At 73.0% G+C, this 26,476-nt stretch carries 19 protein-coding genes, 1 other RNA gene and 5 pseudogenes; 14 read left to right on the top strand and 11 right to left on the bottom strand.

The features are described from left to right. The first annotated feature begins 70 nt into the window (after nt 1-70). Both D6270_RS08600 and D6270_RS08595 read left to right on the top strand, forming a co-directional pair. Nucleotides 71-2,367, top strand: a pseudogene (locus tag D6270_RS08600) (acyl-CoA dehydrogenase). Between the two features lie 29 nt (nt 2,368-2,396). After that, the gene (locus D6270_RS08595; RefSeq protein WP_109165956.1) at nt 2,397-3,590 is read left to right on the top strand and encodes a lipid-transfer protein; all 1,194 of its coding nucleotides are present in this window, start codon (nt 2,397-2,399) and stop codon (nt 3,588-3,590) included. 17 nt (nt 3,591-3,607) lie between these two features. Here the strand turns inward: D6270_RS08595 and D6270_RS08590 are convergent, their stop codons facing one another. Next, nucleotides 3,608-5,344 (bottom strand): BCCT family transporter, encoded by a 1,737-nt coding sequence (locus D6270_RS08590; RefSeq protein WP_109165957.1) that lies wholly within the window; start codon nt 5,342-5,344, stop codon nt 3,608-3,610. A 224-nt stretch (nt 5,345-5,568) separates the two neighbouring features. On the opposite strand from D6270_RS08590, the pseudogene D6270_RS08585 reads away from it, so the two are divergent. The 4 genes and pseudogenes from D6270_RS08585 (at nt 5,569) to D6270_RS08570 (ending at nt 10,232) form a co-directional block, all read left to right on the top strand. After that, nucleotides 5,569-7,049 (top strand): annotated as a pseudogene (locus D6270_RS08585) (MFS transporter). Nucleotides 7,050-7,258: 209 nt separating this feature from the next. Then, a complete protein-coding gene (locus D6270_RS08580) occupies nt 7,259-8,116 on the top strand; it encodes an enoyl-CoA hydratase ChsH3 (RefSeq protein ID WP_109165959.1) in 858 nt (285 codons plus the stop codon). A gap of 48 nt (nt 8,117-8,164) precedes the next feature. Continuing rightward, nucleotides 8,165-9,241 (top strand): Zn-dependent alcohol dehydrogenase, encoded by a 1,077-nt coding sequence (locus D6270_RS08575; RefSeq protein WP_109165960.1) that lies wholly within the window; start codon nt 8,165-8,167, stop codon nt 9,239-9,241. A 34-nt stretch (nt 9,242-9,275) separates the two neighbouring features. Then, nucleotides 9,276-10,232 carry a 3-oxoacyl-ACP reductase gene (locus D6270_RS08570; RefSeq protein WP_109165961.1) on the top strand — a complete coding sequence of 319 codons (957 nt, stop codon included), beginning with the start codon at nt 9,276-9,278 and terminating at the stop codon, nt 10,230-10,232. A gap of 58 nt (nt 10,233-10,290) precedes the next feature. Here D6270_RS08570 and D6270_RS32475 read toward each other — a convergent pair whose 3' ends face one another. Next, entirely contained in the window at nt 10,291-10,458 is a 168-nt protein-coding gene (locus D6270_RS32475; RefSeq protein WP_158650488.1) for a hypothetical protein, read from the bottom strand. A gap of 159 nt (nt 10,459-10,617) precedes the next feature. Beyond that, nucleotides 10,618-11,898 carry a hypothetical protein gene (locus D6270_RS08565; protein WP_109165962.1) on the bottom strand — a complete coding sequence of 427 codons (1,281 nt, stop codon included), beginning with the start codon at nt 11,896-11,898 and terminating at the stop codon, nt 10,618-10,620. A 212-nt stretch (nt 11,899-12,110) separates the two neighbouring features. Here D6270_RS08565 and D6270_RS08560 point away from each other — a divergent pair, with 212 nt between their 5' ends. The 4 genes and pseudogenes from D6270_RS08560 (at nt 12,111) to D6270_RS08545 (ending at nt 16,178) form a co-directional block, all read left to right on the top strand. After that, a complete protein-coding gene (locus tag D6270_RS08560) occupies nt 12,111-13,148 on the top strand; it encodes an ABC transporter substrate-binding protein (RefSeq protein ID WP_109165963.1) in 1,038 nt (345 codons plus the stop codon). Between the two features lie 154 nt (nt 13,149-13,302). Further along, the gene (locus tag D6270_RS08555; protein ID WP_109165964.1) at nt 13,303-14,139 is read left to right on the top strand and encodes a Nif3-like dinuclear metal center hexameric protein; all 837 of its coding nucleotides are present in this window, start codon (nt 13,303-13,305) and stop codon (nt 14,137-14,139) included. After that, nucleotides 14,136-14,879 carry a zinc ribbon domain-containing protein gene (locus D6270_RS08550; protein WP_202418485.1) on the top strand — a complete coding sequence of 248 codons (744 nt, stop codon included), beginning with the start codon at nt 14,136-14,138 and terminating at the stop codon, nt 14,877-14,879. Before D6270_RS08555 ends, D6270_RS08550 begins: the two co-directional genes overlap by 4 nt. Beyond that, nucleotides 14,879-16,178 (top strand): annotated as a pseudogene (locus D6270_RS08545) (bifunctional RNase H/acid phosphatase). The gene D6270_RS08550 and the pseudogene D6270_RS08545 overlap by 1 nt, the downstream one beginning before the upstream one ends. Before the next feature lie 37 nt (nt 16,179-16,215). Here D6270_RS08545 and D6270_RS08540 read toward each other — a convergent pair. Together D6270_RS08540 and yaaA are read right to left on the bottom strand one after the other, a co-directional pair. Beyond that, nucleotides 16,216-16,869, bottom strand: coding sequence for a bifunctional 4-hydroxy-2-oxoglutarate aldolase/2-dehydro-3-deoxy-phosphogluconate aldolase (locus D6270_RS08540; RefSeq protein WP_109165967.1), 654 nt, complete (start codon nt 16,867-16,869; stop codon nt 16,216-16,218). A 63-nt stretch (nt 16,870-16,932) separates the two neighbouring features. Then, on the bottom strand, nt 16,933-17,733 hold the full coding sequence (yaaA, locus tag D6270_RS08535) for a peroxide stress protein YaaA (protein ID WP_109165968.1): 801 nt from the start codon (nt 17,731-17,733) through the stop codon (nt 16,933-16,935). Nucleotides 17,734-17,917: 184 nt separating this feature from the next. Between yaaA and D6270_RS08530 the strand changes: the two are divergent. Together D6270_RS08530 and rnpB are read left to right on the top strand one after the other, a co-directional pair. Further along, nucleotides 17,918-18,109: pseudogene (locus tag D6270_RS08530) on the top strand (Uma2 family endonuclease); the annotation flags it as partial. A gap of 38 nt (nt 18,110-18,147) precedes the next feature. Further along, an RNA gene (rnpB, locus tag D6270_RS08525) (RNase P RNA component class A) lies at nt 18,148-18,558 on the top strand. A gap of 33 nt (nt 18,559-18,591) precedes the next feature. Here the strand turns inward: rnpB and D6270_RS08520 are convergent. From D6270_RS08520 to D6270_RS08510, 3 genes are all read right to left on the bottom strand, one after another. Further along, entirely contained in the window at nt 18,592-18,996 is a 405-nt protein-coding gene (locus D6270_RS08520; RefSeq protein ID WP_109165969.1) for a hypothetical protein, read from the bottom strand. Between the two features lie 268 nt (nt 18,997-19,264). Next, nucleotides 19,265-20,167 (bottom strand): glycosyltransferase family 2 protein, encoded by a 903-nt coding sequence (locus D6270_RS08515; RefSeq protein ID WP_109165970.1) that lies wholly within the window; start codon nt 20,165-20,167, stop codon nt 19,265-19,267. 76 nt (nt 20,168-20,243) lie between these two features. After that, nucleotides 20,244-20,798 carry a GNAT family N-acetyltransferase gene (locus D6270_RS08510; RefSeq protein ID WP_109167541.1) on the bottom strand — a complete coding sequence of 185 codons (555 nt, stop codon included), beginning with the start codon at nt 20,796-20,798 and terminating at the stop codon, nt 20,244-20,246. A 316-nt stretch (nt 20,799-21,114) separates the two neighbouring features. Here D6270_RS08510 and D6270_RS08505 point away from each other — a divergent pair. Further along, a pseudogene (locus tag D6270_RS08505) lies at nt 21,115-22,142 on the top strand (hypothetical protein). Nucleotides 22,143-22,219: 77 nt separating this feature from the next. Here D6270_RS08505 and D6270_RS08500 read toward each other — a convergent pair. The 3 genes from D6270_RS08500 to D6270_RS08490 form a co-directional block, all read right to left on the bottom strand. Then, on the bottom strand, nt 22,220-23,083 hold the full coding sequence (locus D6270_RS08500) for a PhzF family phenazine biosynthesis protein (RefSeq protein ID WP_109165972.1): 864 nt from the start codon (nt 23,081-23,083) through the stop codon (nt 22,220-22,222). Between the two features lie 107 nt (nt 23,084-23,190). Then, nucleotides 23,191-23,670: a lamin tail domain-containing protein gene (locus D6270_RS08495; protein WP_109165973.1), complete on the bottom strand. Its 480-nt coding sequence runs from the start codon at nt 23,668-23,670 to the stop codon at nt 23,191-23,193. A gap of 164 nt (nt 23,671-23,834) precedes the next feature. After that, nucleotides 23,835-24,590 carry an SDR family oxidoreductase gene (locus D6270_RS08490; protein ID WP_109165974.1) on the bottom strand — a complete coding sequence of 252 codons (756 nt, stop codon included), beginning with the start codon at nt 24,588-24,590 and terminating at the stop codon, nt 23,835-23,837. 153 nt (nt 24,591-24,743) lie between these two features. Here D6270_RS08490 and D6270_RS08485 point away from each other — a divergent pair, with 153 nt between their 5' ends. Then, nucleotides 24,744-26,471 carry an alkaline phosphatase D family protein gene (locus D6270_RS08485; protein WP_204117142.1) on the top strand — a complete coding sequence of 576 codons (1,728 nt, stop codon included), beginning with the start codon at nt 24,744-24,746 and terminating at the stop codon, nt 26,469-26,471. Nucleotides 26,472-26,476: the final 5 nt, after the last annotated feature.

Below are 26,476 nucleotides of genomic sequence, written 5' to 3'. Positions count from 1 at the left end.
CGCGAGCCCTTCCGTCGAAATGAAACGTGTTCTACTCTTGCCGCCGTTCCAGTGGCTGCGACCGGCGAGGATGCGCATGGGCATCGGCACAGGTATCGGCACCGGCATCGGGATCACCGAGGAGCACCGCGCGCTGGCGCACTCCGTACGGGGGTGGCTTGCGCGGGCCGTCCCGCCCGGCGAGGTGCGCAAGCTCCTGGACGCGGGGAGCCCGGCTCCGTGCGGGGTGCGCCCCGCGTACTGGGAGGCGCTCGCCGGGCAGGGGCTGACCGGGATCCAGCTGCCCGAGGGGTGCGGGGCGGGGGCGGCGGCCTCCTGGACCTCGCCGTGGTCCTGGAGGAGGCGGCCTACGGGTCGCTGCCGGGGCCGTACCTCGCGACCGTGCTGACGGGGGCTGTGGTGCGGCGAGCGGCGGGGGCCGGGGCCGGCGACCTGCTCCGGGGCCTCGCCGCCGGGGAGCGTACCGCCGCTCTCGCCCTCACCCCCGGCACCCTCACCGCCACCCCGGCCGAGGGCGGCCACCGTCTCGACGGGGCCGCCCCGCCCGTCCTCTCCGGCGAGGCGGCCGACCTGCTGCTCCTGCCCGCCGCCGATCCGTCCGGCGGGGTGCTCTGGTTCCTCGTGGACGCCGGGGCCGAGGGGCTCACCGTGCGCCCGCACCGCAGCGTCGACCCGACCCGGCCGACTGCGGAGGTGCGGGCCGACGCCGTCCTCGTACCGGAGCTCCGGGCCCTGCCCCTCGACTCCGCGCTCGTCCGCGACCTGGCCGCCGTCCTCCTCGCCGCCGACGCCTGCGGGACCGCCGCCCGGATCCTGGACACGGCCGCCGAACACGCCCGCGTGCGTGAGCAGTTCGGGCGGCCCATCGGGGCGTTCCAGGCCGTCAAGCACCTCTGCGCCGACATGCTGGTCCGCCTCGAACAGGCCCGCGCCCTGACCTGGGACGCGGCCCGCGCCGCCGACGAGGAGGCCGCTGTCCCGGGGGCCCGCGCCGGTGGAGGGGCCGCCCGGTCCGCCGACGAGGCCGCCCGGTCCGACGGCGGGCAGCACCACGTTCGCGGGCTCACCGCCGCCCTCGCCGCCGCCACCGCGCCGGAGGCCGCGTACAGCTGCGCCAAGGACGCCATCCAGATCCTCGGCGGCATCGGCTTCACCTGGGAGCACGACGCCCACCTCCAGCTGCGCCGGGCCGTCCTCGCCCGCCAGCTCCTCGGCCCCGCCGACACCCACCGGCTGCGCGCCGCCCGCCTCGCCGAAGCGGGCGCCCGCCGCGAACTCGCCCTGGAGCTCCCGCCCGAGGCCGCCCGCCACCGAGCCGAGGCCCGCCCCCACCTCGCCGCTGCCCGGGGCCTGCCGCCCCGCGAGGCCCGCCGCGCCCTCGCCGCCACCGGTTACGCCGCCCCGCACCTCCCGGCCCCGTACGGACTGGGTGCGGGCCCCGTACAACAGCTGGCCATCCAGCAGGAGTTGCGGGAGCAGTCCATCCGGCTCAGCGACCTCTCCATCGCCACCTGGGTCGTGCCCTCGCTCATCGCGTACGGGACCCAGGCGCAGCGCGAGCGCTATCTGCCGGCCACCCTGCGTGGCGACCTCCAGTGGTGCCAGCTCTTCTCCGAGCCCGGCGCCGGGTCGGATCTCGCCGCCCTGCGCACCCGGGCCGTACGGACCGACGAGGGGTGGCGGATCACCGGGCAGAAGGTCTGGACGAGCGCCGCCCGCACCGCCGACCACGGCATCCTGCTCGCCCGAACCGACCCGGACGCGCCCAAGCACCAGGGGCTGACCTACTTCCTGATCGACATGAAGAGGGCCCGGGGCATCGACATCCGGCCGCTGAAGGAGATCACCGGCGAATCCCTCTTCAACGAGGTCTACTTCGACGACGTGCTCCTGCCCGCCGACGCCGTCGTGGGCGAGGTCGGCGGCGGCTGGCGCGTCGCCCGCAACACGCTCGGCAACGAACGCGTCCACATGGCCGACCAGATGACCTTCGACAGCGGGCTGGAGATGCTGATCGCGCGCTCGGGCGGACTCGACGACCCCACCCGGGCGCGTATCGGCGCACTCGCCGCCGAGGCCCACGCCCTCGCCTGCGTCGGGCTGCGCACCACACTCCAGCAGGTCTCCGGCCTCGAACCGGGCGCCGGGGCCTCGGTGCGCAAGCTCGTCCAGACCGTCCACCAGCAGAAGGTCGCCGAACTCACCCTCGAACTCCTCGGCCCGGCAGGCGCGGTGGACGAACCGGCGGCCGGGGAGCGGGCCCTGCACGGCTTCCTGATGTCCCGCTGTCTGACCATCGCGGGCGGCACCACCCAGATCCAGCTCAACGTCGTCGCCGAGCGGATTCTCGGCCTGCCCCGGGACTGACCACGGGGACGTAGAAGAGGAGTCGGAAGATGAAGGCGTACATCGTCGGCGTCGGCATGACAAAGTTCGAGAAGCCCGAGACCCGCGACCGGGGTTACGGCGACATGGTCCGCGAGGCGGGCACCGCCGCGCTCCAGGACGCGGGCGTCCGCTACGACCAGGTCGAACAGGCCCCTGTCGGCTACTGCTTCCAGCCCTCCACCGCCGGACAGCGGGCCGTCTACGAGCTGGGGCTCACCGGCATCCCCGTCTACAACGTCAACAACAACTGCGCCACCGGCTCCACCGCCCTGATGCTGGCCCGGCAGTTCGTCGAGGGCGGCACCAGCGACTGCGTCCTCGCCGTCGGCTTCGAGAAGATGGCGCGCGGCTCGCTGGGCGGCGGCACGGAAGGCGGCGGTGACCTCGCCTCCTCGCCCGTCGCCCGGCACTACGGGATCATGGCCGCCGCCCATGGCTTCGAGATGTCGCCGCCCACCGCGCAGATCTTCGGCAACGCGGCCCGCGAGCACATGCAGCGGTACGGGACCACGCCCGCGCAGCTCGCGGCGGTCGGGGCCAAGAACCACCGGCACTCGGTGCACAACCCGTACGCCCAGTTCCAGGACCCGTACACGGTGGAGGAGGTCCTCGCCGCCCGTACCGTCCACGACCCCCTCACCAAACTCCAGTGCTCGCCCACCTCCGACGGGGCGGCGGCGGCCGTGGTCGTCTCCGAGCGGTTCGTCGAGGCGCACGGTCTGGGGGAGCGGGCCGTGGAGATCGCCGCCCAGGCCATGACCACCGACACCGACGCCTCGTTCGCCTCCGGCACCTGCGTCGACGCGGTCGGCGCCCCGATGTCCCGGGCCGCCGCCCGGCAGGTCTACGAGAGCTCCGGCCTCGGCCCCGGCGACCTCGACGTGATCGAACTGCACGACTGCTTCTCCATCAACGAGCTGCTCACCTACGAGGCGCTCGGCCTCTGCGGCGAGGGGGAGTCGGGCAAGCTCGTGGAGTCCGGGGCGACCACGTACGGCGGGCGGTGGGTGGTCAACCCGTCGGGCGGGCTGATCTCCAAGGGGCACCCGCTGGGCGCGACCGGGATCGCCCAGGCCGCCGAGCTGACCTGGCAGCTGCGCGGCGAGGCGGGCCCGCGCCAGGTCCCGGGCGCCCGCACCGGCCTCGCCCACAACATCGGGCTGGGCGGGGCGGCGGTGGTGACGCTGCTGCGGCGCGGCTGAACCGCGCCACGGCGGCGTCAGCTCCGGGTGTCCCGGTCCTCCTCGCCGCCGTTCGCACGGGCCGCGGCGGCGCGGCGAAGGCGGTGGTGGCGGGAGGTCGGGGAGTTGCCCATCTCCTCGCCGACCATGACGCGTACGGCGTCGCGCATGCCGTGCAGCCCCTCACTGCGCTTGGGTCCGCCGCCGGGGTCGACGCGCAGCTCCCGCAGCAGGGACCAGCACAGGAAGAGCATCACCACGACGAAGGGCAGCGCCACCAGGATCGTCGCGCTCTGGAGCGACTCCAGCCCGCCGGCCACCAGCAGAGCCGCCGCGACCGCCGCCATGAGCAGCCCCCAGGTGACGACGAGCCAGCGCCTGGGGTGCAGGGCGCCCCTGCTGGTCAGCGACCCCATGACCAGGGACGCGGAGTCCGCGCTGGTGACGAAGTACATCATGATCAGGATCATCGCGACCCAGGCCGTCACCGTGCTGAGCGGCAGGGCGTCGAGCATCGCGAACAGGGTCGCCTCCGTCCCTTCCTTCGACTTCTCGGCCATGTCGACCACCCCGGTCTCGGCGAGGCGGATACCGGTCCCGCCGAGCACCACGAACCACAGGGCGGTCGCACCGCTCGGCACCAGCAGCACGGCGAGCAGGAACTCGCGGATCGTGCGGCCCTTGGAGATACGGGCGATGAAGGTGCCGACGAAGGGGGCCCAGGACAGCCACCAGGCCCAGTAGAAGATCGTCCACATCCCCAGCCAGCTCTCGCCGCCGAAGGCGCCGGTGCGCGAGGCCATGGGGAGGAGCTGGTCCAGGTAGCCGCCGACCGAGGACGGCAGCACATCCATGAGGTAGACGGTCGGACCCGCGACGAAGACGAAGACCATGAGGGCCGCGGCGATGACGAGATTGATCGAGCTGAGCCACTTCACGCCGCCGTGCAGGCCGGTGAAGGCGGAGATCACGAAGGCCGCGCTGAGTACGGCGATGATCACCAGCTGGACGCCGGTGCTCTGGTCGAGACCGGCCGTCAGATCGAGCCCGATGGCGATCTGGAGAGCGCCGAGCCCCAGGCTCGTCGCGGTGCCGAAGACGGTGGCGAAGACGGCGAGCAGGTCCAGGACCTTGCCGAAGACGCCGTTGGCCCGGCGCGCGCCGATGAGGGGGACGAACACGGCGCTCAACCGGTTGCCCCGGCCCTGGCGGAAGCTCGCGTACCCCAGCGCCAGGCCCACGATCCCGTAGATCGCCCAGGGAGTCAGGGTCCAGTGGAAGAAGGAGTACTCCATGGCGGCGCTCGCCGCCCCGGCCGTCTGCGGTTCCGCACCGCTGGAGGGCGGCGGGCTCAAGTAGTGCGCGACCGGCTCCCCGACGCCGTAGAAGATCAGCCCGATCCCCATGCCGGCGCTGAACATCATGGCGATCCAGGAGAAGTTGGAGAACTCCGGAGGGGAGTCGTCCCTGCTCAGCCGGATGGTGCCGAAGCGGCTGAAGGCGATCATGAGGCACAGCACCAGGAAGACGTCGGCGGCGATGACGAAGAGCCACGCGAAGTTGGAGAGCACCCAGGGCAGGGCCGCGTCCGACGCGCTCTCGAAGGAGTGCTTCCCGAAGGCCGCCCAGAGCACGATCCCGATGATGCCCAACGCCCCGATCGCCACCACCACGCGGTCCGGTGAGGAGTCCGTTCCCGGGCCGGGGCCGTCGTCGGATTCCGCCGGATCGTGGGGGGAGTGGCCGGGGGGCGGTGGGGCGTTCTCCGTACTCATAGCGCACCACTATGGTGGTTGATGCGGAGATATGGGGGATATGCCGCGCCGCCGCCCGGGATCGACGTCCGTGGACCCGGGATCCGGGACCGGTGTCCGTGGGCCGGGGCTCCGGGATCGACGGCCGTGGTCCGGGGTCCCGGGACCGACGTCCATGGTCCAGGGCTCCGGGCCCGAGACCTGGGACTCATGCCCGATGTACGGGCCGCGCCCCACCTGCGACCATGACCTTCATGTCCGACGTCACCGCCCCCGCCCCCGTCCCGCCGGCCGCCTCCCGTATACGGCCCGGCGCCTGGGCCGTCGTCCTCGCCGCCTGCACCGGGCAGTTCCTCGTCGTCCTCGATGTCTCCGTGGTCAATGTGGCGCTGCCCTCCATGCAAGCCGACCTGGGGCTGAGCCACGGCGCGCTCCAATGGGTCGTCAACGCCTACTCGATCGCCTTCGCCGGGTTCATGCTGCTGGGCGGGCGGGCCGCCGACATCTACGGGCGCAAGCGGATGTTCCTCGTCGGTCTCGGCGTCTTCACCGCCGCCTCCCTCGCGGGCGGCCTCGCGCAGGAGGGCTGGCAGCTCCTCGCGGCCCGGGGGCGCAGGGTCTCGGGGCCGCCGTCCTCGCCCCCGCCACGCTCACCATCCTCACCGCCGCCGTACCCGAGGGTCCCGCCCGGACCAAGGCGATAGCGACCTGGATGGCGGTCGGCGCTGGCGGCGGCGCGGCCGGCGGGCTCATCGGCGGGGTCCTCACCGACGCCTTCTCCTGGCGCTGGGTCCTCCTCATCAACGTGCCCGTCGGCGCCCTCGTCCTGGCCGCCGCCGCCCTGTGGATCACCGAGGGCCGGGCGGGCGACCGCCGCCGCATCGACCTGCTGGGCGCCGTCCTCGTCACCGCGGGCCTCGCCACCGCCGCGTACGGCATCGTCCAGACCGAGGCCGAGGGCTGGACGGCCGCCGCCACCCTCGTGCCGCTGCTGTCGGGAGTGGTGCTGCTGGCCGCGTTCGTCCTGGTCGAGGCGCGGACGCCGGTCCCGCTGATCCCGCTGCGGGTGTTCGGCGTACGGGCCGTCTCCTCGGCCAACGTGTCGATGTTCCTCATGGGGTCGGCGACCTTCTCCATGTGGTATTTCATGACCGTCTACGCCCAGAACGTGCTGGGCTATTCGCCCTTGCAGGCCGGGCTCGCCCTGATGCCGACCTCGGCCGCCGTCATCATCGGCTCCAAGGCCGCGCCCCGGATCATGGGGCGTACGGGAGCCAAGAGCCTCGCCGTCGGCGGGGTGCTGATCACCGCCGCCGGATTCGGCTGGCAGTCCACCATGGGCGTCGACGGCTCCTACCTCACCGCGATCATGTTCCCCGGCGTCCTGATGATGGCCGGTGCCGGGCTCGCCTCCACCCCGCTGGCCACTCTCGCCACCTCCGGCGCGGCCGCCGGGGACGCCGGACTCGTCTCCGGCCTGGTCAACACCTCCCGCACCATGGGCGGCGCCCTCGGCCTCGCGGTGCTCTCCACGGTCGCCGCCGCCCGTACGGCGGGCTCCGTCGACCCGGCCGAGGTCACCGCCGGGTATGCCGCGGCTTTCCGTACGGCGTGCGGGGTGCTGCTGGTCGGGGCCCTGGTGATGCTGGCGTGGCTGCCGAACCACCGGACACCCCGCGTACGGCAGGAGCAGGCGGCGAAGGTGAAGGCGCAGGAGCGGGTCTGACCAACCGCGCTCGGGCACCAGTCATCTGACGCAGTGTCAGCAGTCTTCCCAACGTCCGGGGGCTGCGTTATACATGGGCCATCGGCTAGAACGCGTTCTAGGACGGCGCGCCCTGCCGGTCCCCGCGCGGCCTCGGTGCGGTCGGCGGTGCGGACAGCCGCACCGAGGTCTCCACCGTCGGTCTCCCACCGTCAAGGAGCGGCTTCGCCATGCCCATCGATGCCCCAGCGGCCCTCGCCGCCGACCCCCGCCGAGCCGAGATCGCCTGGAACCACAAGGACGTCCAGCTCTACCACCTGGGCCTCGGCGCGGGGACCCCCGCCACCGACCCGGACGAGCTGCGCTACACCCTGGAGTCCCGGCTCCAGGTACTGCCGAGCTTCGCCACCGTCGCGGGCGCCGGAACGGCCGCGTTCGGCGGGATGGGCGCGCCCGGGATCGACGTGGACCTCGCCGCCGTCCTGCACGGCGGGCAGACCGTCCGTGTGCACCGGCCGATCCCCGTCACCGGCCGGGCCGTGCAGACCTCGAAGGTCGCGGCGGTGTACGACAAGGGCAAGGCCGCCGTCATCGTGCTCCGTACCGAGGCGAGCGACGACGACGGTCCGCTCTGGACCAACGACGCCCAGATCTTCGTACGGGGAGAGGGCGGCTTCGGCGGCGAACGCGGCCCCGCCGACCGGCTCGCCGTCCCCGACCGGGCCCCCGACCGCACGGTGGAGCGTCCGATCCGCGAGGACCAGGCGCTGCTCTACCGGCTCTCCGGGGACTGGAACCCGCTCCACGCGGACCCCGCCTTCGCCAAGCTCGGGGGCTTCGACCGGCCGATCCTGCACGGGCTGTGCACGTACGGCATGACCCTGAAGGCCGTCACCGACACCCTGCTGGACGGCGACGTCTCCCGGATCACCGCCTACCGCACCCGCTTCGCCGGAGTGGTCTTCCCCGGCGAGTCCCTCCGCATCCGGATGTGGACGGGGGAGGACGGCCGCGTCCAGGTGACGGTCACCGCCGCCGAGCGGGACGACGCCCCGGTCCTCGCCGACACGCTCGTCGAACACTCCTGAACCCAGCAGCACTCATTCTTGGCAGCCGATTCGAGGGGAGCCCCACCCATGCGCGCAGCCGTACTGCACGAGACAGGCCAGGAGAAGCTGGAAGTCCTCGACGACGTCGAGGCGGTGGGGTTCGGCCCCGGAAAGGTCAAGCTCCGCATCCGGGCCACCGGGCTCTGCCACTCCGACGTCTCCGCGATGAGCGGCATCCTCCCGCAGCCCGCCCCCTTCATCCCCGGTCACGAGGGCGCGGGCGAGGTCGTCGAGGTCGGGGACGGGGTGAGCGGCCTCAGCGCCGGTGACCGGGTCCTCGTCTGCTGGCTGCCCGCCTGCGGGGCCTGTCCGTCCTGCAAGCGCGGCCAGACCCAGCTCTGCCTGGCGGGCTTCATGAACGCGGGCACCCCCAACTTCAGGCGCCCCGGCGGCGATGTCTTCGGCTTCGCGGGCACCGGTACCTTCACCGAGGAGGTCGTCGTCGGCGCGGGCTGCGCGGTACCGATCCCCGACGACGTCCCCTTCGAGATCGCGGCCCTCATCGGCTGCGGGGTCACCACCGGCCTCGGCGCCGCCATCAACACGGCCGAGGTGGAGGCCGGTTCGTCGGTCGCCGTGATCGGCTGCGGTGGCGTCGGCATCTCCACCATCCAGGGGGCGCGCGTCCAGGGCGCCGCCCAGATCGTCGCCGTCGACCCGGTCGCCTCCCGCCGCGAGGCCGCCCTCCGCTTCGGCGCCACCGAGGCCGTCGCCCCCGACGGGCTGGCCGACGCCCAGCAGCGCATCACCGGCGGCGAGGGCTTCGACTACGTCTTCGAGGTCGTCGGCAAGTCCGCCACCGCCCGCACCGCCTACGAGCAGACCCGGCGCGGCGGCACCCTCTGCGTGGTCGGCGCCGGGGCGATGGACGACCACTTCCAGGTCAACATGTTCGAGCTGTTCTTCGACGAGAAGCGCATCCTCCCCTCGATGTACGGCGGCGGGGACGTGCTGCGCTCCTACGAGCGGGCCATCGCGCTCTGGCGGGCGGGCCGGATCGACCTGGAGTCGATGATCACCCACCGGGTCCGGTTGGAGGAGGTCAACGACGCCCTGGACCAGATGCGGACCGGCGAGTCGCTGCGTACCTGCATCGAACTCTGAACCCGGCCCCGGAACAACGACGTTGAGGAATGCCATGTCACTTCCCCTCCCGCTGGACGGGCTGTCCGCGATCGTCACCGGCGCCGGCCGTGGCCTGGGCCGCGCCGAGGCCCTCGAACTGGCCCGGCTCGGCGCGGCCGTCGTCGTCAACGACTACGGGCAGCCCGGCCGCGACGGCTCGGGCGAGGCGTCGGCCACCCCCGCCGAGGAGGTCGCCGCCGAGATCCGCGCGGCGGGCGGCCGGGCGACCGCCCACCTCGGAGACGTGTCCGACCACGAACAGGCCCGGGAACTGGTGGAGCTGGCGGTCGCCGCCTACGGGAAGCTGGACATCCTGGTCAACAACGCGGGCATCCTGCGCGACCGGATGATCTTCTCGATGAGCGAGGACGAGTGGGACGCGGTCATCCGGGTCCACCTCAAGGGCCACTTCAACACCACGCACTTCGCCGCCGCCCACTGGCGCTCCCGCTCCAAGGAGGCGGGCGGCCCGGTGTACGGGCGGATCGTCAACACCTCGTCGGAGGCGTACCTCGCGGGCTCCGCCGGGCAGCCCAACTACGCGGCGGCCAAGGGCGGCATCGTCGGCCTCACCACCTCCACCGCCCTCGCTCTGACCAAGTACGGCGTCACCGTCAACGCCATCTGCCCGCGCGCCCGGACCCGGATGACCGAGGACGTGTTCGCGGGCTTCCAGGAACCGGCCGACGGCACCCTCGACGCACTGGCCCCCGAGCATGTGTCCCCGCTCGTGGGCTATCTCGCCTCACCGGCCGCCGCCGGGGTCAACGGGCAGCTGCTCGTCGTCCACGGGGGCATGGTCGCGATCGTCGAACGGCCCAGGGTGGCGGCCACGTTCGACGCGGCGAAGGAGACGTTCACCTTCGCCGAGCTGGACGAGCTGATCACCCCGTACTACGCGGACCGGCCCCGCGGCGAGACGTTCGCGGCGGCCGAGGTGCTGGGCCTCAAGCGGGAGCAGGGGGCATGAGAGGGGCCCGGTACGGCCGACCAGCCGTACCGGGCCCCTCCCCTCGCTGTGCCGCCGCTCAGGCCGCCCTGGCCTTCTCCTGGGCGGGCCGGCGGTGGCGCCCGTGCGGCTGCACCGACGTGTTCTCCATCGACGCACCCCCTCGGTGCTTTCCGGAACCGCCGGTCACCTCCGCGTCGCCCCCCGGCGTGCGCGGCGTGTTCGTGTCGGTGCGGGTCTCAGACATGTGGGAAGTCACCCCGTTGTGATCGCTTACTTGTGTCGCACGTACGTATGCGCGTGTACGTGTGTCGCGTGTTCGTGTCTCCGGGCCCCGCAGGCGCGCCGTCCGATGCGGTCACCGTCGGCGTCCGCCCGGTACGGCTGCGTAGCCCGGGCACCGAGTTTAGTCAGGCGACGCCGCCCGGTGCAGAGGCGCCTGCCCCAACGGAACCGGCTTACACACCACAGGAGGGGTGATGGCCGCGGACGGTTCCGTTCCGCCCGCTCCGCCCGTCTCCGGAGGCGGTTCCTCGTCGCCCGGCGCCTCGCACAGCGCCACACCGCAGGGCGTCGAGGCGTTCGCGTACGGCAGGTGAAGTACGCCGTCCCGGCTCCAGTAACCGGCCCCCGCCGACCAGCCCTCCGGCGCCGCGAACTGGTGCAGCCGCCGCCCCTGCGGACGCCAGATCCCCACCCAGCTCCCGGCCGCCCCGTCGATCCGCAGCGCGACGGCGCAGCTCTCCGGCATCAGCATCTGGCCCGGCTGCACCGCGAACGGTGTCACCGCCACATCCGCCGGGCGCAGGCACTCCGGGAAGCGCACCGGCAGGCAGCTGCCGAGGACGCCCCAGCCGAGCCGGTCGTGGCCCGGCGCGTCCGAGCGGATCAGCAGCAGCCCGCTGTCCGCGTCGGCCAGCAGCAGCCGGTCGTCGCTCGAAGGGGTGATCTGGAGCAGGGGGCTCACCTCCCCGTTCCGCTCCAGGTCCACGGCGACCGCCTTCACCGGCCCGCCGCCCGGCAGCTGCCGGTCAAGGGCCAGCATCCGGCCCGCCCGGTCCAGCCAGACCCCGCCCGAGCAGTGCCCGGGGATCTCCGCGACCAGCTCGGGCCCGAAGGCGCCGCCGGCCACCAGCCAGAGCAGCGAGGAGTGGTCGCCCGGGGAGAGGGCGTACACGCTGGTGCCGTCCGGCGAGGGCGGCAGCAGCGCCATTTCGTCGCACTCGACCGCGCCGAGGGCGAGTTCGCCGGTGGCGGGCCCGGTCGGGTAGAGCAGCGAGAACATCTGGCGGTCCGCCACCCGCCGCCGGATCAGCACCCGCCCGTCGGCGAGCGGCGCCACCTGGGCGTCCGGCTCCTCGGGCTGGTTGAGCGGCAGCGGTACGGCGTAGGGCTCGGGCCCGTCCAGCGTCCAGCGCTCCGGGTACCAGGCCCGCTGCTCGCCCGGTGCGCCGGGCGCAGCCGTCAGCCGGGCCCCGTACGCACCGTCCGCGGTGAGCGTGAAGGCCCCCGGGGCGCGGGGCGCACCGCTCCAGGCCCCGGCGGCGGGCTCGGCCGGAACCGCCCCGACCGGTTCCCCCGGCTCGGCCGGAACCACGGGTTCCTCCGGCTCGCCGGACTCCGCAGGACCGGGGTCCGCCGTCGTGGCGGCCCCGGCGGGTCCACCTTCGATGGCACAGGCAGTCATGGACTCGTCACCTCCGGCTACGAAAGCTAGTTTTCGCACGTCCAGCCGGACAACACGTGCCACCTCACTTCACGCATAAGGGTGGCGATGCCCGGATTCTCCTGAAGTGGAGGGGGTGGGTGTGCTGGTGGGGGTGGCCGCGCCTATGGTTAGGCAGCCCTAACCAAACAGGCGTGCCCCCACGCACGTACGCGCAGCAGCAGGAGCAAGTGATGTCCCTTCGGCCCCGCGGTACCGCCGCAGTCGCCCTGGCGGTCGCCGCCGCCCTCTCCCTCTCGGCCTGCGGGGGCGGGGGCGGCGGGGACGCGGACGGGAAGGGTGCGGACGGCGACAGGAAGGCGGCCGTCGCCACCGGTGGCAAGGACTTCGCGGACGCGGCGAGGAAGACGGCGGCGTACGGCACCGAGGCCGAGCCCGGTGAGTTCCCCCGTACCGTCACCCACGCCATGGGGAAGAGCGAGATCAAGGCGGCCCCGAAGCGTGTGGTCGTCCTCGACGTCGGCGAGTTCGACAACGTCGTTTCGCTCGGCCTGAAGCCTGTCGGCTACGCGCCCAGCGAGGGCGACGCGGCCATCCCCTCCTACCTGGAGAAGGGCGCGGGGAGCCCGAAGAGCGTCGGCACGATCAACAGCCTCAACCTGGAGGCGATCGCGGGCCTGAAGCCCGACCTGATCCTCGGCAGCCAGCTGCGGGCGGCCGACAAGTACGACGAGCTGTCCAAGATCGCCCCGACCGTGTTCTCCATCCGCCCGGGCTTCACCTGGAAGGAGAACTACCTCCTCAACGCGGCCGCCCTGGACCGCACCGAGCGGGCGCACTCGGCGCTGGCCGCGTACCAGGCGAAGGCGGAGAAGCTCGGCGAGGACATCGGCGCCGACAAGCCGACCGTCTCGATGGTCCGCTACATGCCCGACCGCCTCCGCCTCTACGCCAAGGCGTCGTTCATCGGCACGATCCTGGAGGACGTCGGCCTGCCCCGCCCGAAGAACCAGCAGATCGACGACCTCGCCACCGAGATCAGCCCGGAGCGGATCGACGAGGCGGCCGCCGACTGGATCTTCACCGGCGTCTACGGCGACGCGAAGGCGACCCAGCGCGACACCGCGCAGTCCAATCCGCTGTGGAAGAAGCTGGACGCGGTGAAGGAGGGCCGGGCCAAGGACGTCTCCGACGAGACCTGGTACCTGGGGCTCGGCGTCACCGCCGCCGGCCTTGTCCTCGACGATCTCCGCGCTGACCTGGTGAAGTAGCCGCCTCCGCGCGGGCCTGGTGAAGTGACGGGCCGCCCCGGTGCGGTGACGGGCCGACCTGCTGAAGTAACGATTCGTGTCCGGCCGCCGGTCCTGGCGTACAGGTCCGGCGGTCAGGGGCGGCGGACCACGCCGGACAGGTAGCCTTTCCCCCGTGCCCCGTCTGTCTGAAGTCATCGCCGCCCTCGACGCCCTCTGGCCCCCCGAGCGGGCCGAGGGATGGGACGCGGTCGGCACGGTCTGCGGAGACCCGGACGCCGAGGTCGACCGGGTGCTGTTCGCCGTCGACCCCGTCCACGCGATCGCCGACGAGGCCCTGGAGCTCGGCGCCCAGCTGATCGTCACCCACCACCCGCTCTATCTGCGTGGCACGACGACGGTCGCGGCCGACACCTTCAAGGGCAAGGTCGTCCACACCCTCATCAAGCACGGCATCGCGCTCCACGTCGCGCACACCAACGCCGACACCGCCGACCCGGGCGTCTCCGACGCGCTGGCCGGCGCCCTGGACCTGCGCGTCACCGGACCCCTCGTACCGGACCCCACCGACCCCCACGGGCGGCGCGGACTCGGCCGGATCTGCGAGCTGGACCACCCCGAGACCCTGGCCGCCTTCGCCGCCCGGGCCGCCGCCCGGCTCCCCGCCACCGCGCAGGGCATCCGGCTGGCCGGCGACCCGGAGGCGCCCGTGCGTACCGTCGCCGTCAGCGGCGGCTCCGGCGACAGCCTCTTCGACGCCGTGCGCGCCGCCGGTGTCGACGCCTTCCTCACCGCCGATCTGCGCCACCACCCGGCGTCCGAGGCCGTGCAGCACTCGCCGCTCGGCCTGGTCGACGCCGCGCACTGGGCCACCGAGTGGCCCTGGTGCGAGCAGGCGGCCGCGCAACTCGACGCGCTTTCCGACCGCCACGGATGGGACCTGCGGGTCCATGTCTCGACGCGGGTCACCGACCCCTGGACCACCCACCATTCCTCTGGAGCCCCCAACTGAACGCCGCGCCCGCCGACCAGATCCGACTCCTCGACGTCCAGGCCCTCGACGTACGTCTCGCCCAGCTCTCCCACAAGCGCACCTCGCTGCCGGAGCACGCCGAGATCGAGCAGCTCAGCAGCGACCTCGCCCAGCTGCGTGACCTGCTGGTCGCCTCCACCACCGAGGAGAGCGACACCACCCGCGAGCAGACCAAGGCCGAGCAGGACGTCGACCAGGTGCGCCAGCGCGCCGTCCGCGACCAGCAGCGGCTGGACTCCGGCGCGGTCTCCTCGCCCAAGGACCTGGAGAGCCTCCAGCGCGAGATCACCTCGCTCGCCAAGCGCCAGGGAGACCTGGAGGACGTCGTCCTGGAGATCATGGAGCGCCGCGAGGCCGCCCAGGAGCGGGTCGCCGAACTGACCGAGCGGGTCGCCGCCGTCCAGGCCAAGGTCGACGACGCCACCGCCCGCCGGGACGCCGCCACCGCCGAGCTGGACGCCGAGATCGCCACGGTGACCAAGGACCGCCAGGTCGTCGCCGAGGTGATCCCCGCCGACCTGATGAAGCTGTACGACAAGCTCCGCGCCCAGCAGGGCGGGGTCGGCGCCGCCCGCCTCTACCAGCGCCGCTGCGAGGGCTGCCGCCTGGAGCTGAACATGGCCGAGGTCAACGACGTGAAGGCCGCGGCCCCGGAGACGGTCCTGCGCTGCGAGAACTGCCACCGCATCCTGGTCCGCACCTCGGAGTCGGGCCTGTAATGAGTGCTGTCCGCCGGCTGGTGGTGGAGGCCGACGGCGGCTCCCGGGGCAACCCGGGGCCCGCCGGTTACGGTGCGGTCGTCATCGACGCGGCCACCGGCGAGACGCTCGCCGAGGCCGCCGAGTACATCGGCGTCGCGACCAACAACGTCGCCGAGTACCGGGGCCTGATCGCCGGTCTGACGGCCGCGAAGGCGCTGTTCCCGGACGCGGTCCCGGAGATCCTTGTCCGGATGGACTCCAAGCTGGTGGTGGAGCAGATGTCGGGGCGCTGGAAGATCAAGCACCCCGACATGAAGCCGCTGGCGGCCCGCGCCGCCGCACTCCTGCCGCCGTCCTCGGTGACGTACGAGTGGATCCCGCGCGCGCAGAACAAGCACGCGGACCGGCTCGCCAACGAGGCGATGGACGCGGGCCGCGACGGCCGCCGCTGGGAGGCGTCGGCCTCCACGGCCGAGCTGGACGCCCCCGCCCGCACCCCGCTGCCGGACCGGGGACCGCCCGGCGACGCGGTGGCGGGCGCGGCGAAGGCCCGGGCGGCGCTGGCGGCGTCGCGGGGCGGGCCGGACGCCGGGACGCTGTTCGAGGTGGACGCCGGTGCCGCCGCTTCGGAGGAGCCGGAGCCCACGGACGTCACGGCTGCCCCCAGGTCGGCTGGGCCGCCGCCCCCGATCTCGGCGCACCCGCCACCTTCGTCCTGCTCCGGCACGGCGAGACGCTGCTCACCCCGAGAAGCGGTTCTCCGGCAGCGGCGGCACCGACCCCGAACTCTCGGCCGTCGGCCGCGACCAGGCCGCCCGGGCCGCCGCGCACTTCGCCGCGCTCGGCACGGTCCAGGAGATCGTCAGCTCGCCGCTGCGCCGCTGCCGCGAGACGGCGGCTGCCGTCGCCGAACGCCTCGGCCTGGACGTCCGCATCGACGACGGCCTGCGCGAGACGGACTTCGGTGCGTGGGAGGGGCTGACCTTCGGTGAGGTACGCGAGCGGTACGGGGACGACCTGACCGCCTGGCTCGCCGACCCGGAGACCGCGCCGACGGGCGGCGGCGAGAGCTTCGCCGCGGTCGCCGAGCGGGTCGCGGCCACCCGGGACCGCCTCGCCGCCCGGTACGCGGGCCGCACGGCTCTGCTGGTCACCCACGTGACCCCGATCAAGACGCTGGTCCGGCTGGCGCTGGAGGCTCCGGCGCAGGCGATGTTCCGGATGGAGCTGTCGGCGGCCTCGATCTCGACCGTCGCCTACTACGGGGACGGCAACGCCTCCGTACGCCTGCTGAACGACACGTCGCACCTGCGTTAGCGGGAACAGTGCCCACGATGACCTGGCGGAGGGGCGGTCAGGCCCCGAGCGTGGCCGCCTCCGCCGCCAGCCGGGCCACCCGGTCCCAGTCCTTCGCCGCGATCGCGTCGCCCGGCACCATCCAACTGCCGCCCACGCAGGCGACGTTCGGCAGGGCGAGGTAGGAGGGTGCGGAGTCGGGCGAGATGCCGCCGGTCGGGCAGAAACGGGCCTGGGGGAGCGGGGCGGAGAGCGCCTTGAGATAGGCGGTGCCGCCCGCTGCCTCGGCGGGGAAGAACTTCATGTCGCTCACCCCGCGCTCCAGCAGGGCCACCACCTCGGAGGTGGTCGAGACGCCGGGCAGGAACGGCACCCCGGACTCCCGCATCGCCTCCAGCACCGCGTCCGTCCACCCCGGACTGACCAGGAACCCGGCTCCCGCGTCGACGGTGTCCCGCACATGCCGCGGCGAGATGACCGTGCCCGCGCCGACGACCGCGCCCGGCACCTCGGCGGCGATGGCCCGGATCGACTCCAGGGCGGCGGCCGTCCGCAGGGTCACCTCGATCGCCGGGAGCCCGCCCGCCACCAGCGCCCGCGCCAGCGGCACCGCGTCGGCGGCGTCATGCAGGACGACGACGGGGATGACGGGGGCGAGGTCCAGTACGGAGGTGTCGGAAGGCGCGACGGGCGACGGCGAGGAGGAGGTCATGGGCCCTATCCTGCCGCGCCGCCAGCGATATCTGCAACGCCCGTTGCGCAGGGTGCAACAGGGTTAGTGGATCTCCGTCACCACCACATCGAGTGACCACGGCCGCCCGGCCCGGGCAGGGGCCTCGGCCTCGACCACGTAGCCGAGGTCCCGCAACGCGTCCACCAGCCGCTCCGGGTCCTTCGGCCGCGCCCCCGCCATCAGCAGGTCGCGCACCATCCGCCCCTTGGTCGCCTTGTTGAAGTGGCTGACGACGGACCGCTTCTCCACCCCGTCCACGATCTGCGACTGGAGCACCCGCACACTCGCCGTACGCGCGGCCACCTCGCCCTTCGGCTTCCAGGCCGCCGCGTAGGCGGAGGACCGCAGATCCAGGACGAGCCCGTCCCCGGCGGCCTCGGGCATGACGGCTTCCATGGGTTCGCGCCAGTACGCGCCGAGCGCGCCGAGGCCGGGGAGCTTCACACCCATCGAACAGCGGTACGGCGGAATCCGGTCACCGATCCGGACCGCGCCCCAGAGCCCGGAGAAGACCAGCAGCGACTTCGCGGCGCGGCGGCGGGCGTCCGCGTCCAGGGAGGCCAGGTCGAGGGCGTCGTACAGGACCCCCGTGTACAGCTCCCCGGCCGGCCGGGTCCCGGCGGTCCGCAGCCCGGCGTTCTTCCCCACCTCACCCCGCAGCCCCACACTCAGCCCGAGCACCTCACGGGCCTTCTCCTCGTCCGCCTGGCAGAGGCCGACCAGCTCGTCCAGGACCGCCGCCCGGCCCTCGGCGAGACCCGGCAGCGACAGCGACTCCGGCTTCAGGGGAGCCCCGCGCCCCGAGGCGGCCTTTCCTTCGGAGGGCGGCAACAGCACGAGCACGGCGGTTCTCCTTCGTACGCACGGCAAGCGGCCCCGGCGGGCGTGCGGGCACTCCGGGTCCTCGGCAAGGGTACGGGGGCGGGGTGGGGGGTTCCCTACGGTGCCGGGCCCCGGCCACCCGCACGGCGACCGCCACGGGACGGCCCCGGATGCCACCCGCCCCCGCCCGGCCTGCGCTCGGTCCATGCCCCGCCGCTGCCACGCCCGTGGCGGTATCCCGCTCCACCTGCTCATCGACAGGGACGAGGGCTCGGTGACGCTCTTCAGCGACCCGGAGGACGCCGACCACCGCCAGCACCTCACGATCCCGTACGGCAAACCGCTCCCGCTCCCCGAGCCCTTCGCCTTCGACCTGGAGACCGGGGACCTCGGCTGAGCTGCCGATACGGCCCGGTAGGATGGCGGTACGGCAGACGAGCCGTGCGGACGGCCGCGTGAGGATCCTTCGGGACCCCTCCCGAGGAACGTCCGGGCTCCACAGGGCAGGGTGGTGGCTAACGGCCACCCGGGGTGACCCGCGGGACAGTGCCACAGAAAACAGACCGCCCGGGACTCCGGTCCCGGGTAAGGGTGAAACGGTGGTGTAAGAGACCACCAGCGCCTGAGGTGACTCAGGCGGCTAGGTAAACCCCACCCGGAGCAAGGTCAAGAGGGGGCGTTCCAGGACAGGAACGGTCCTGCGTGAACGTTCGAGGGCGGCTCGCCCGAGTTCACGGGTAGACCGCACGAGGCCGGCAGCAATGCCGGTCCTAGATGGATGGCCGTCTCCCCGGCCGCCGCGAGGCGACCGGGCGACAGAACCCGGCGTACAGCGCGACTCGTCTGCCGGTGAGCCACAGGGGCCTCCGGCCAGGTTTTTCACCTGGCCGGAGGCTCCTTCTCGTTCGGCGGGTCCGTCGGCCAGCGGTCCGTCAGCTCCTCCGCGTACACCTGCGAGAGCGGCTGCGGGCCCACGTACTGCTGGCAGTTGCACTGGCCGGCCTCGTAGCGCAGGGGCTTCTTGTTCTCGTCCCAGGCCGTCGGGACCTCGACCTGCTCATGGCACCGACCCCGCTTGTCGTGCTTGGCCAGGTGGTGGGTGCAGCCGCACACCGGCTCCGGCGACTTGTGTGCGGCCTCCAGTGCGAGGCGCTCCTGCTTCGCCGCCTCCAGCAGTTCCAGTCTCCGTTCGTGCCGGTTGCGCAGGGCGGTGCGGGCGGTGTCGGCCGCCCAGGCGAAGCCACCGGTCCAGAAAAGGATCAGAATCCACCAGATCCAGTGCATCGCGGTCTTCCTCCCCGCGTGCCCCCTGGCCTCCCGGCGCACGCCATTCCACCTGCGCCCCGGCCCTCGGCATGATCTGCTGCCCGCGGCCATTGTTCCCCACCTGTCCGGGCGAGGACATAGCGGGCCCGGGACCGGGGTCCTGGTTCACCCACGTCGTGCTGCCGACCGGCGCCGCGGTCCGGGTCGCCGAGCAGGATCAGGGTGGTGAGCCGGACGTCCTCCACCGCTGGAGCCCGTGAGTCCGTGAGGCCGCCGTGGTGGCGGGTCAGATGACCGGCGGGCGGCCCAGCCTCGTCATCCGCCATACCGTCGACCACCGCATCGGGCGCCGCTCGCCGCACGGGGTGCGGACGCCCTCCGCGAAGCCGCCCGCCCAGGCGCGCAGGCCCTTCGCGTCGCGGGTGCGGGCCAGGGTGAGCAGGGTCCAGGTGGAGAGATAGACCGGGACCAGGGGGAGGGGCAGGTTGCGCCGGGCGAGCCAGACGCGGTTGCGGGCCGTCATCCGGTAGTAGACCGCGTGCCGGGCCGGGCTCGTCTTCGGGTGCTGGAGCAGCAGCTCGGGGTCGTACTCCACCCTCCAGCCCGCGTCCAGCGCCCGCCAGGCCAGGTCCGTCTCCTCGTGCGTGAAGAAGAACTCCGCGGGCCACAGGCCCGTCTGCGCCAGCATCTTCATGGAGAACGCGTGGCCGCCGCCGAGGAAGGCCGTCACCGGGCCGCCCCGCATCGGGTCGCCCGCCCGCAGCCGCGGCACATGGCGGCGCTGGGTCTCGCCGTGCTCGTCGGCGATCCGGAAGCCGACGATGCCGAGCCGGTCGTCGGCGGCGAAGTGGTCCCGGACCCGGCGGAAGACGTCCTTGTCGACCAGGAGCCCGTCGTCGTCCAGCTCGATCACCACGTCCACGTCACCGATCTCGGCGAGCCTGCGCAGCCCCTCGTTCCGGCCGCCCGGGCAGCCCAGGTTCTCCGGCAGCTCGATGGTGGTCACCCCGCCGTCGAGGTCCTTCAGCCCGGGGGTGGCGGTGTAGTCGGGGAGCTCCGTCCCGTTGCCGATGATCACGAGCCGGGTGGGCCGGACGTCCTGCATCGCGACCGACGCCAGCAGCGCCTCGACCGCCTGCGGGCGGTCCCCCATGGTCACGATGGATACGCCGATGCGTGGTGCGGACAAGTTCGGTACTCCTGGAGCTCGGCTGCCGTGCGGCTGCTGGTCGGCAGCGGTGCCCGCGATCGTAACGCCTCGGTGTTCAGTCCTTGGTTACCGCCCGGCCATCCGGCCTTCCGTCACTGTTCAGCAGCCCGTACACGGCCATGTCGCGTCGCTCGTCGCCCACCTGCTGCCAGCCGCGCAGCAGCCCCTCGCGGCGGAAGCCGACATGCTCGGCGATCCGTGCGGACGCGGTGTTCCACGGCTCGATGAAGAGCTGGAGGCGGGGGACGCCCAGGTCGTGCAGGGCCCAGTCCGTCACCGTACGCAGGGCGGCGCGGGTGACCCCCTGGCCGCGGCCGGCGGCGACCATCCAGAAGCCGATCGAGGCCCGGCCCTCCGGCAGCTCCCGCAGCCAGAGCCCGATGGAGCCCACCGGGCGCCGGTCCCGGGAGCGGACGATGGCGAACGGGTACCCGGCACCCGAGGCCGCCCGGTCCCACTGCCTGCGGACGAACGCCTCGGCGGCCTTGTCCGAGTAGCGGGACGGGATCGTCGTGATGAGGGGGATGTACGGGTCCTGCGCGGCCTCGCGCACCAGGGGCAGATCGCTCATCTCCCAGGGGCGCAGCCCGAAGTCCGGGCCCGCGGACATGCTGGGGACCGTCAGGTGGCCGGGGCCGGGCGGGACGTCGGTATCCGCCTCGGTCCCGGCCTCCGCGTCCGCTTCGGGACCGGGGCCGCGGGCGGTGCCGGGATCGGCCCACGGTCCGGGGCCGGACCCGGTGTGCGTCTCGGTGCCGGAGTCGGCTCGCGGCCCGGAGCCGGGGGCACGGGCGGGCTCGGGCTTCGCGTCAGGCTTGCGGTCAGCCATGCCCGTATCCTCCCGCGATCGGCGCGGTTCCGCCCCTCGGCCCGCCGGACCCCGACCGGCTTCACGGTGCCCGAACGGGCGTCGATAAAGTGCTGGAATGATATTCAGCAAGGCCGGGTTCGGGGGAGCGGTCGCGGACTTCGAGGCCGCGGCGGTGGCCCAGGACGCGAAACGGTCCGGTAAGGCGTTCGTCCGGTTGCAGGAGACCTTCGGGCAGGCCAAGGAAGCGGAGCTGCTGAACGGCGGCCGGCGCCTCGCCGCCGTACTGGAACAGGTTCCGCCCGGCCCCCGTGCCGTCGTCGCCGTCCTCGTCGGGGCCTGCGTGGAGCGGGGGGCGGACGCCGAGCGGTGCGCCCCGGGCGTGCGGGCCGGGCTGCGGGCGGCACTTGAGGGCGCCGCCGCGTTCGCCGAGGCGTGGGCGGCCACCGGCGGCGGGCCCTTCCCCGTACCGGACGCCGGTGAGCCGGGCGAGGAGATCGTCGGGAGGGCCGGGTTCGACGCGGCGGTCGGCTGGTGGACGCTGCGGCAGTGGGAGATGGCGGCCGTCGCGCTGCTCAACCACCGGGCCGTACGCGCGGGGTCGGCGGCGGCGACCGGAGCGAGCTGCTGCGCCTGCTCGCCACCGTGGAGACGGCGTCCGGTCAGGAGTTCCGGTCCCTCGGCTACGCCCTCCGGGTCCTGGACGACGAACCCCTCATCGCCCTCCACCGCACGAGCGGCACCGGCTACGCCCTGCGCTTCTTCGGCGTCGGCGACAACTTCCAGCTGCACACCCTGCTCGCCGACGCCCTCATCGGCGGCGGCCATGTGGAGGGCTACGCCCCCTCGCCGCAGGAGGCCGCCGTCTGCCGGGAGACCCCGGGGCAGGTCGACACCGTCGGCTCCTTCGACCTGACCGCGCCGGACGGCGGCCGGCTCTGGAACGAGGGGAACCCCGACGAGATCCCCCTCGTCGACGGCGTACGCCTGCTGGTGCTGGACGAGCCGTCCTACCGGCAGTCCTGGCCCGCGGGCCGCTTCTTCCCGGGCATGCGCGGTGACGTCATCCTGGAGCGCGCCCTCGAACCGGAGGAGACCGAGCGCTGGTTCGCCCACGTGGCCCCGGCCAAGGAGCTCACCAGCTGACCCCGGTCCGTTCCGTACGGATCAGTCGGTCAGCTGATCAGTGGATCGACGGATCAGCTGATCAAGGGATCAGCGGATCAACCGATCCTGGTTCCCGTTCCGCTTACCCTGACCCGGTCGTCCCCCGCGCGCAGCTCCACCGTGAGGGTGCCGGGGCGGCCCATGTCCGCGCCCTGGTGCAGGGTCAGGACGGCGGCGGCCTCCGGGACGAGCCCCAGCTCGCGTACGTACGCCCCGAACGCGGCCGCCGCCGCTCCGGTCGCCGGGTCCTCGACCACCCCGCCCACCGGGAACGGGTCCCGGACGTGGAAGACCTCCGGCGCCTCGCGCCACACCAGTTGCAGCGTCGTCAGGTCGATCCGGCGCATCAGCGCCTCCAGCCGGGCGAAGTCGTACGCCAGCTCCGCCAGCCGTTCACGGGTCGCGGCGGCCAGCACCAGGTGCCGGGCGCCGGCGTAGGCGATCCGGGGCGGCAGCGCGGGGTCGAGAGCGGCGGCCGGCCAGTCCAGGGCCGCCAGCGCCTCCGCGAGGTCCGCCGCGTCGACCTCCGTGACGTACGGGACCACGCTGGTCAAGGTGGCCCGCAGCTCCCCGTCCTCCCGGACCACGGTGACCGGCACCTGACCCGCCGCCGTGGCGAACTCCAGCGCGCCCGGCCCGTCCCGTTCCGCCAGCGCGATGGCCGTGGCGACCGTGGCGTGGCCGCAGAACGGCACCTCGGCCTTGGGGCTGAAGTAGCGGATCGTGTACGCGCCTTCGCCGGTCCGCTCCGTCAGGAACGCCGTCTCGCTGTATCCCAGCTCCGCGGCGACGGCGAGCATCCGCTCCTCGTCCAGCCCCGACGCGTCCAGCACGACCCCGGCCGGGTTCCCGCCCTCGGGGTCGGCGGAGAAGGCGGTGTAGCGCAGGACCTCGGGGCCGTGGCCGTGATCATGTGTCATGGAGCAGTCCAACCCCGGCGCCGCTCCCGGCATTCCCGCCCGGCTCCTCACCGTACGGCTGCCGCGGTCCCCCCGAACCGCGGCAGCCTCAGCCGGCACGGTGACCGTCAGTGGCAGTTCTTGATGCCCTTGTTCGCCGCGGTCGACTTCCCCCAGGAGCAGGAGTCCTGGAGCTTGCCGTTCGGCTTGATCAGCCGGGCCTTGTCGCCGGTGTTGTTCCAGACGTACCAGCCCCGGTTCCAGTGCACGGTGCCCGATACGTCCTTGCCCTTGCCGGTGCGGAGCTTGACGGTCTTGCCCGCGCCGATGGTGTAGCTGCCGAAGGTGTAGGTGAAGCCGTTGTTGTCCTTCACCGTGTAGCCCTTGAGCTGCACCTTCTTCTTGCCGTTGTTGTGGATGTTCACCCACTCGGCGTTCAGGGACTTCTTCGACCCGTCGTCCTTGCCGGGGCCGTCGTACTGGATGGTGCCGAAGTGCAGCCCGCCCTGGTGGGCGGCCGCCGAGGCCGGTGCCGCCGTGGCGAGGAGCGAGCCGGCCAGTGCGGTGGCGGCGGCCAGGGCGATCGGCGCAGCGGTGCGTATGCGCATGCGGTGTTCCTTCTGTGTCGTTCTGGTGAAGGTGTAACGAGATGCGATCATACGGTCAGTACGCGCTTGCTCACCCCTGAGTGAGGAAATCCGCAAAGTCGGTCTCCTGGCGCCAAGTTCGGGCAGAAACGGTCACACCCGAAGCGCCACGCGGCGCCGCCGCCTCAGCCCCGTCCCACGTACGGCATGTTCGTCGCCATCACCGTCAGGAACGGGATGTTCGCCTCCAGCGGCAGCTCCGCCATGTGCACCACGGTCCGTGCCACATCGGCCGCCGCCATCACCGGCTCCACCGCCAGCTCCCCGTTGGCCTGGAGGGCGCCGGTCTGCATCCGCTCGGTCATCTCGGTCGCCGCGTTGCCGATGTCGATCTGGCCGCAGGCGATCCGGTACGGCCGCCCGTCCAGCGACAGGGACTTCGTCAGCCCGGTGATCGCGTGCTTGGTCGCCGTGTAGGCGACCGAGTCCGGGCGCGGAGCATGGGCCGAGACGGAGCCGTTGTTGATGATCCGGCCGCCCTGCGGGTCCTGCTCCCTCATCAGCCGGTACGCCGCCTGCGCGCAGAGGAACGCCCCGGTCAGGTTCACGTCCACCACCGCCCGCCAGTCCGCCGCCGCGAGCTCCTCCAGCGGTACGCCGCCGGGGCCGAAGGTGCCCGCGTTGTTGAACAGCAGGTCCAGCCGGCCGAACCGCTCCCGTACGGCGCTGAAGAGCGCGGCCACCTCGTCCTCGTCGGTCACGTCCGTGGTGACGCACAGCGCCTCCGGGGCCCCGGCCGCGGCGGCCGTCTCCGCCAGCGGCTCCGCCCGCCGCCCCGCCAGCGCGAGCGACCACCCCGCATGCGCCAGGGCGAGCGCGACGGCCCGCCCGATTCCCGAACCGGCACCCGTGACAACAGCGACTCGTCGATCAGTGTTCATGGCCCGGCAGCGTACGGGAGAGATCGGTGCACAGGGCACGCGGTGCTCATCGACCCGCCATGCGGATGTTGTGCACGCGACAACGGCGCGTCGCGCACCGGCGGTGCGCTGGATTCCGACAGCATCCGGCAGCATCCGGCAAGCGAGGGGCATATGACAGCCGCACAGAACTTCATGGCGCCCGGCCAGGGTGTCCGATCCGCTCAGAACGTCCGCGCCACCGAAACTCCCATCCCCACCGAAACAGCCATTCCCACCGCCACCGTCGTTCCCGCCGCCCGGTTATCCCGTCCGGGAGGTCTCGACCGCCGCCGTCTGCTCACCGGGGCGGGAGCCGTCGCCGCGCTCGCCTTCTCGATGAACCTGCCCGCGACCGGCACGGCGAGCGCCGCCGAGCTGGACGCCCGCAGGATCGCCGAGAACCCCTTCACCCTCGGCGTCGCCTCCGGCGACCCGCTCCCCGGCTCCGTCCTCATCTGGACCCGGCTCGCCCCGCGCCCGTACGAGCCCGCAGGCGGGCTCCCGGCGGCCCGCGTCCAGGTGAGCTGGGAGCTCGCCCACGACGAGGCCTTCCGCCGGATCGTGCGGCGCGGATCGGTCACCGCCCACGCGGAGTTCGCCCACAGCGTCCGCGCCGACGTCCAGGGCCTGGACTCCGGCCGCGCCTACTACTACCGCTTCCGCACCGGCAGCTGGACCAGCCCGACCGGCCGCACCCGCACCGCACCCGCCGCCGGAACCCGTAACAGCTCCCTCACCCTGGCCGCCGTCTCCTGCCAGGCGTACCACGACGGGTACTTCACCGCCTACCGCCACCTGGCGGCCCAGGACGTCGACGTGGTCTTCCACCTCGGGGACTACCTCTACGAGTACGCCGTCAACGCCACCGGCGGCGCCCGCAACTACACCGACCGCACCCTCCCGGCGCACTACAACCGCGAGACCATGACCCTGGAGGACTACCGGATGCGGTACGCCCTCTACAAGGCCGACCCGGACCTGCGCGCCGCGCACGCCGCCCACCCCTTCGTCGTCACCTGGGACGACCACGAGACCGAGAACAACTACGCGGGCGACACCCCCGAGAACGACGTGCCGCCGGAGGAGTTCCTGCTGCGCCGGGCCGCCGCGTACCGCGCGTACTGGGAGAACCAGCCCCTGCGCACCCCGCAGCGTCCCACCGGCCCCGACATGCGGCTCTACCGGCGCCTGACCTTCGGGCGGCTCGCCCAGTTCGACATCCTCGACACCCGCCAGTACCGCAGCGACCAGGCGTACGGGGACGGCTGGCGCACCCCCGGACCGGAGTCCGAGGACCCCACGCGCACGATGACCGGGGCCGCCCAGGAGCGCTGGCTGATCGACGGCTGGCGAGCCTCCGGCGCCACCTGGAACGTCGTCCCGCAGCAGGTCGCGTTCGCGCAGCGGCGGGACGTCCCCACCGCCGCCTACAAGCTCTCCATGGACGCCTGGGACGGCTACCCGGCCTCCCGGCAGCGGGTGCTGGCGGGGGCCGAGTCCGCCGGGGTGGAGAACCTGATGGTCCTCACCGGTGACGTCCATGTCTCGTACGCCTTCGACCTGAAGAAGGACTTCGACGACCCGGCCTCCCGGACCGTCGGCACGGAGATCGTCACCACGTCCGTCTCCAGCGGCAGGAACGGCGCGGAGCGGCCCGCCAACTGGCAGAACCAGACCCGCGCCAACCCGCACATGAAGCACTACGACGGGCGGCGCGGCTACACGGTGGTCACGCTCACGGAGAGCGCGGCCCGCGCCGACTTCCGTACGGTGTCGGCCGTCACGACCCCCGGAGCGCCGGTCACCACCGCCGCCTCCTTCGTCACCGAGGCGGGGAACCCGGGGCTGAAACCGGCTTAGGACCC

It is taken from the genome of Streptomyces griseus subsp. griseus, assembly GCF_003610995.1.
In the GTDB taxonomy this organism is placed as follows: Bacteria; Actinomycetota; Actinomycetes; order Streptomycetales; family Streptomycetaceae; genus Streptomyces.
This window is presented reverse-complemented; position numbering and strand designations above follow the sequence as displayed.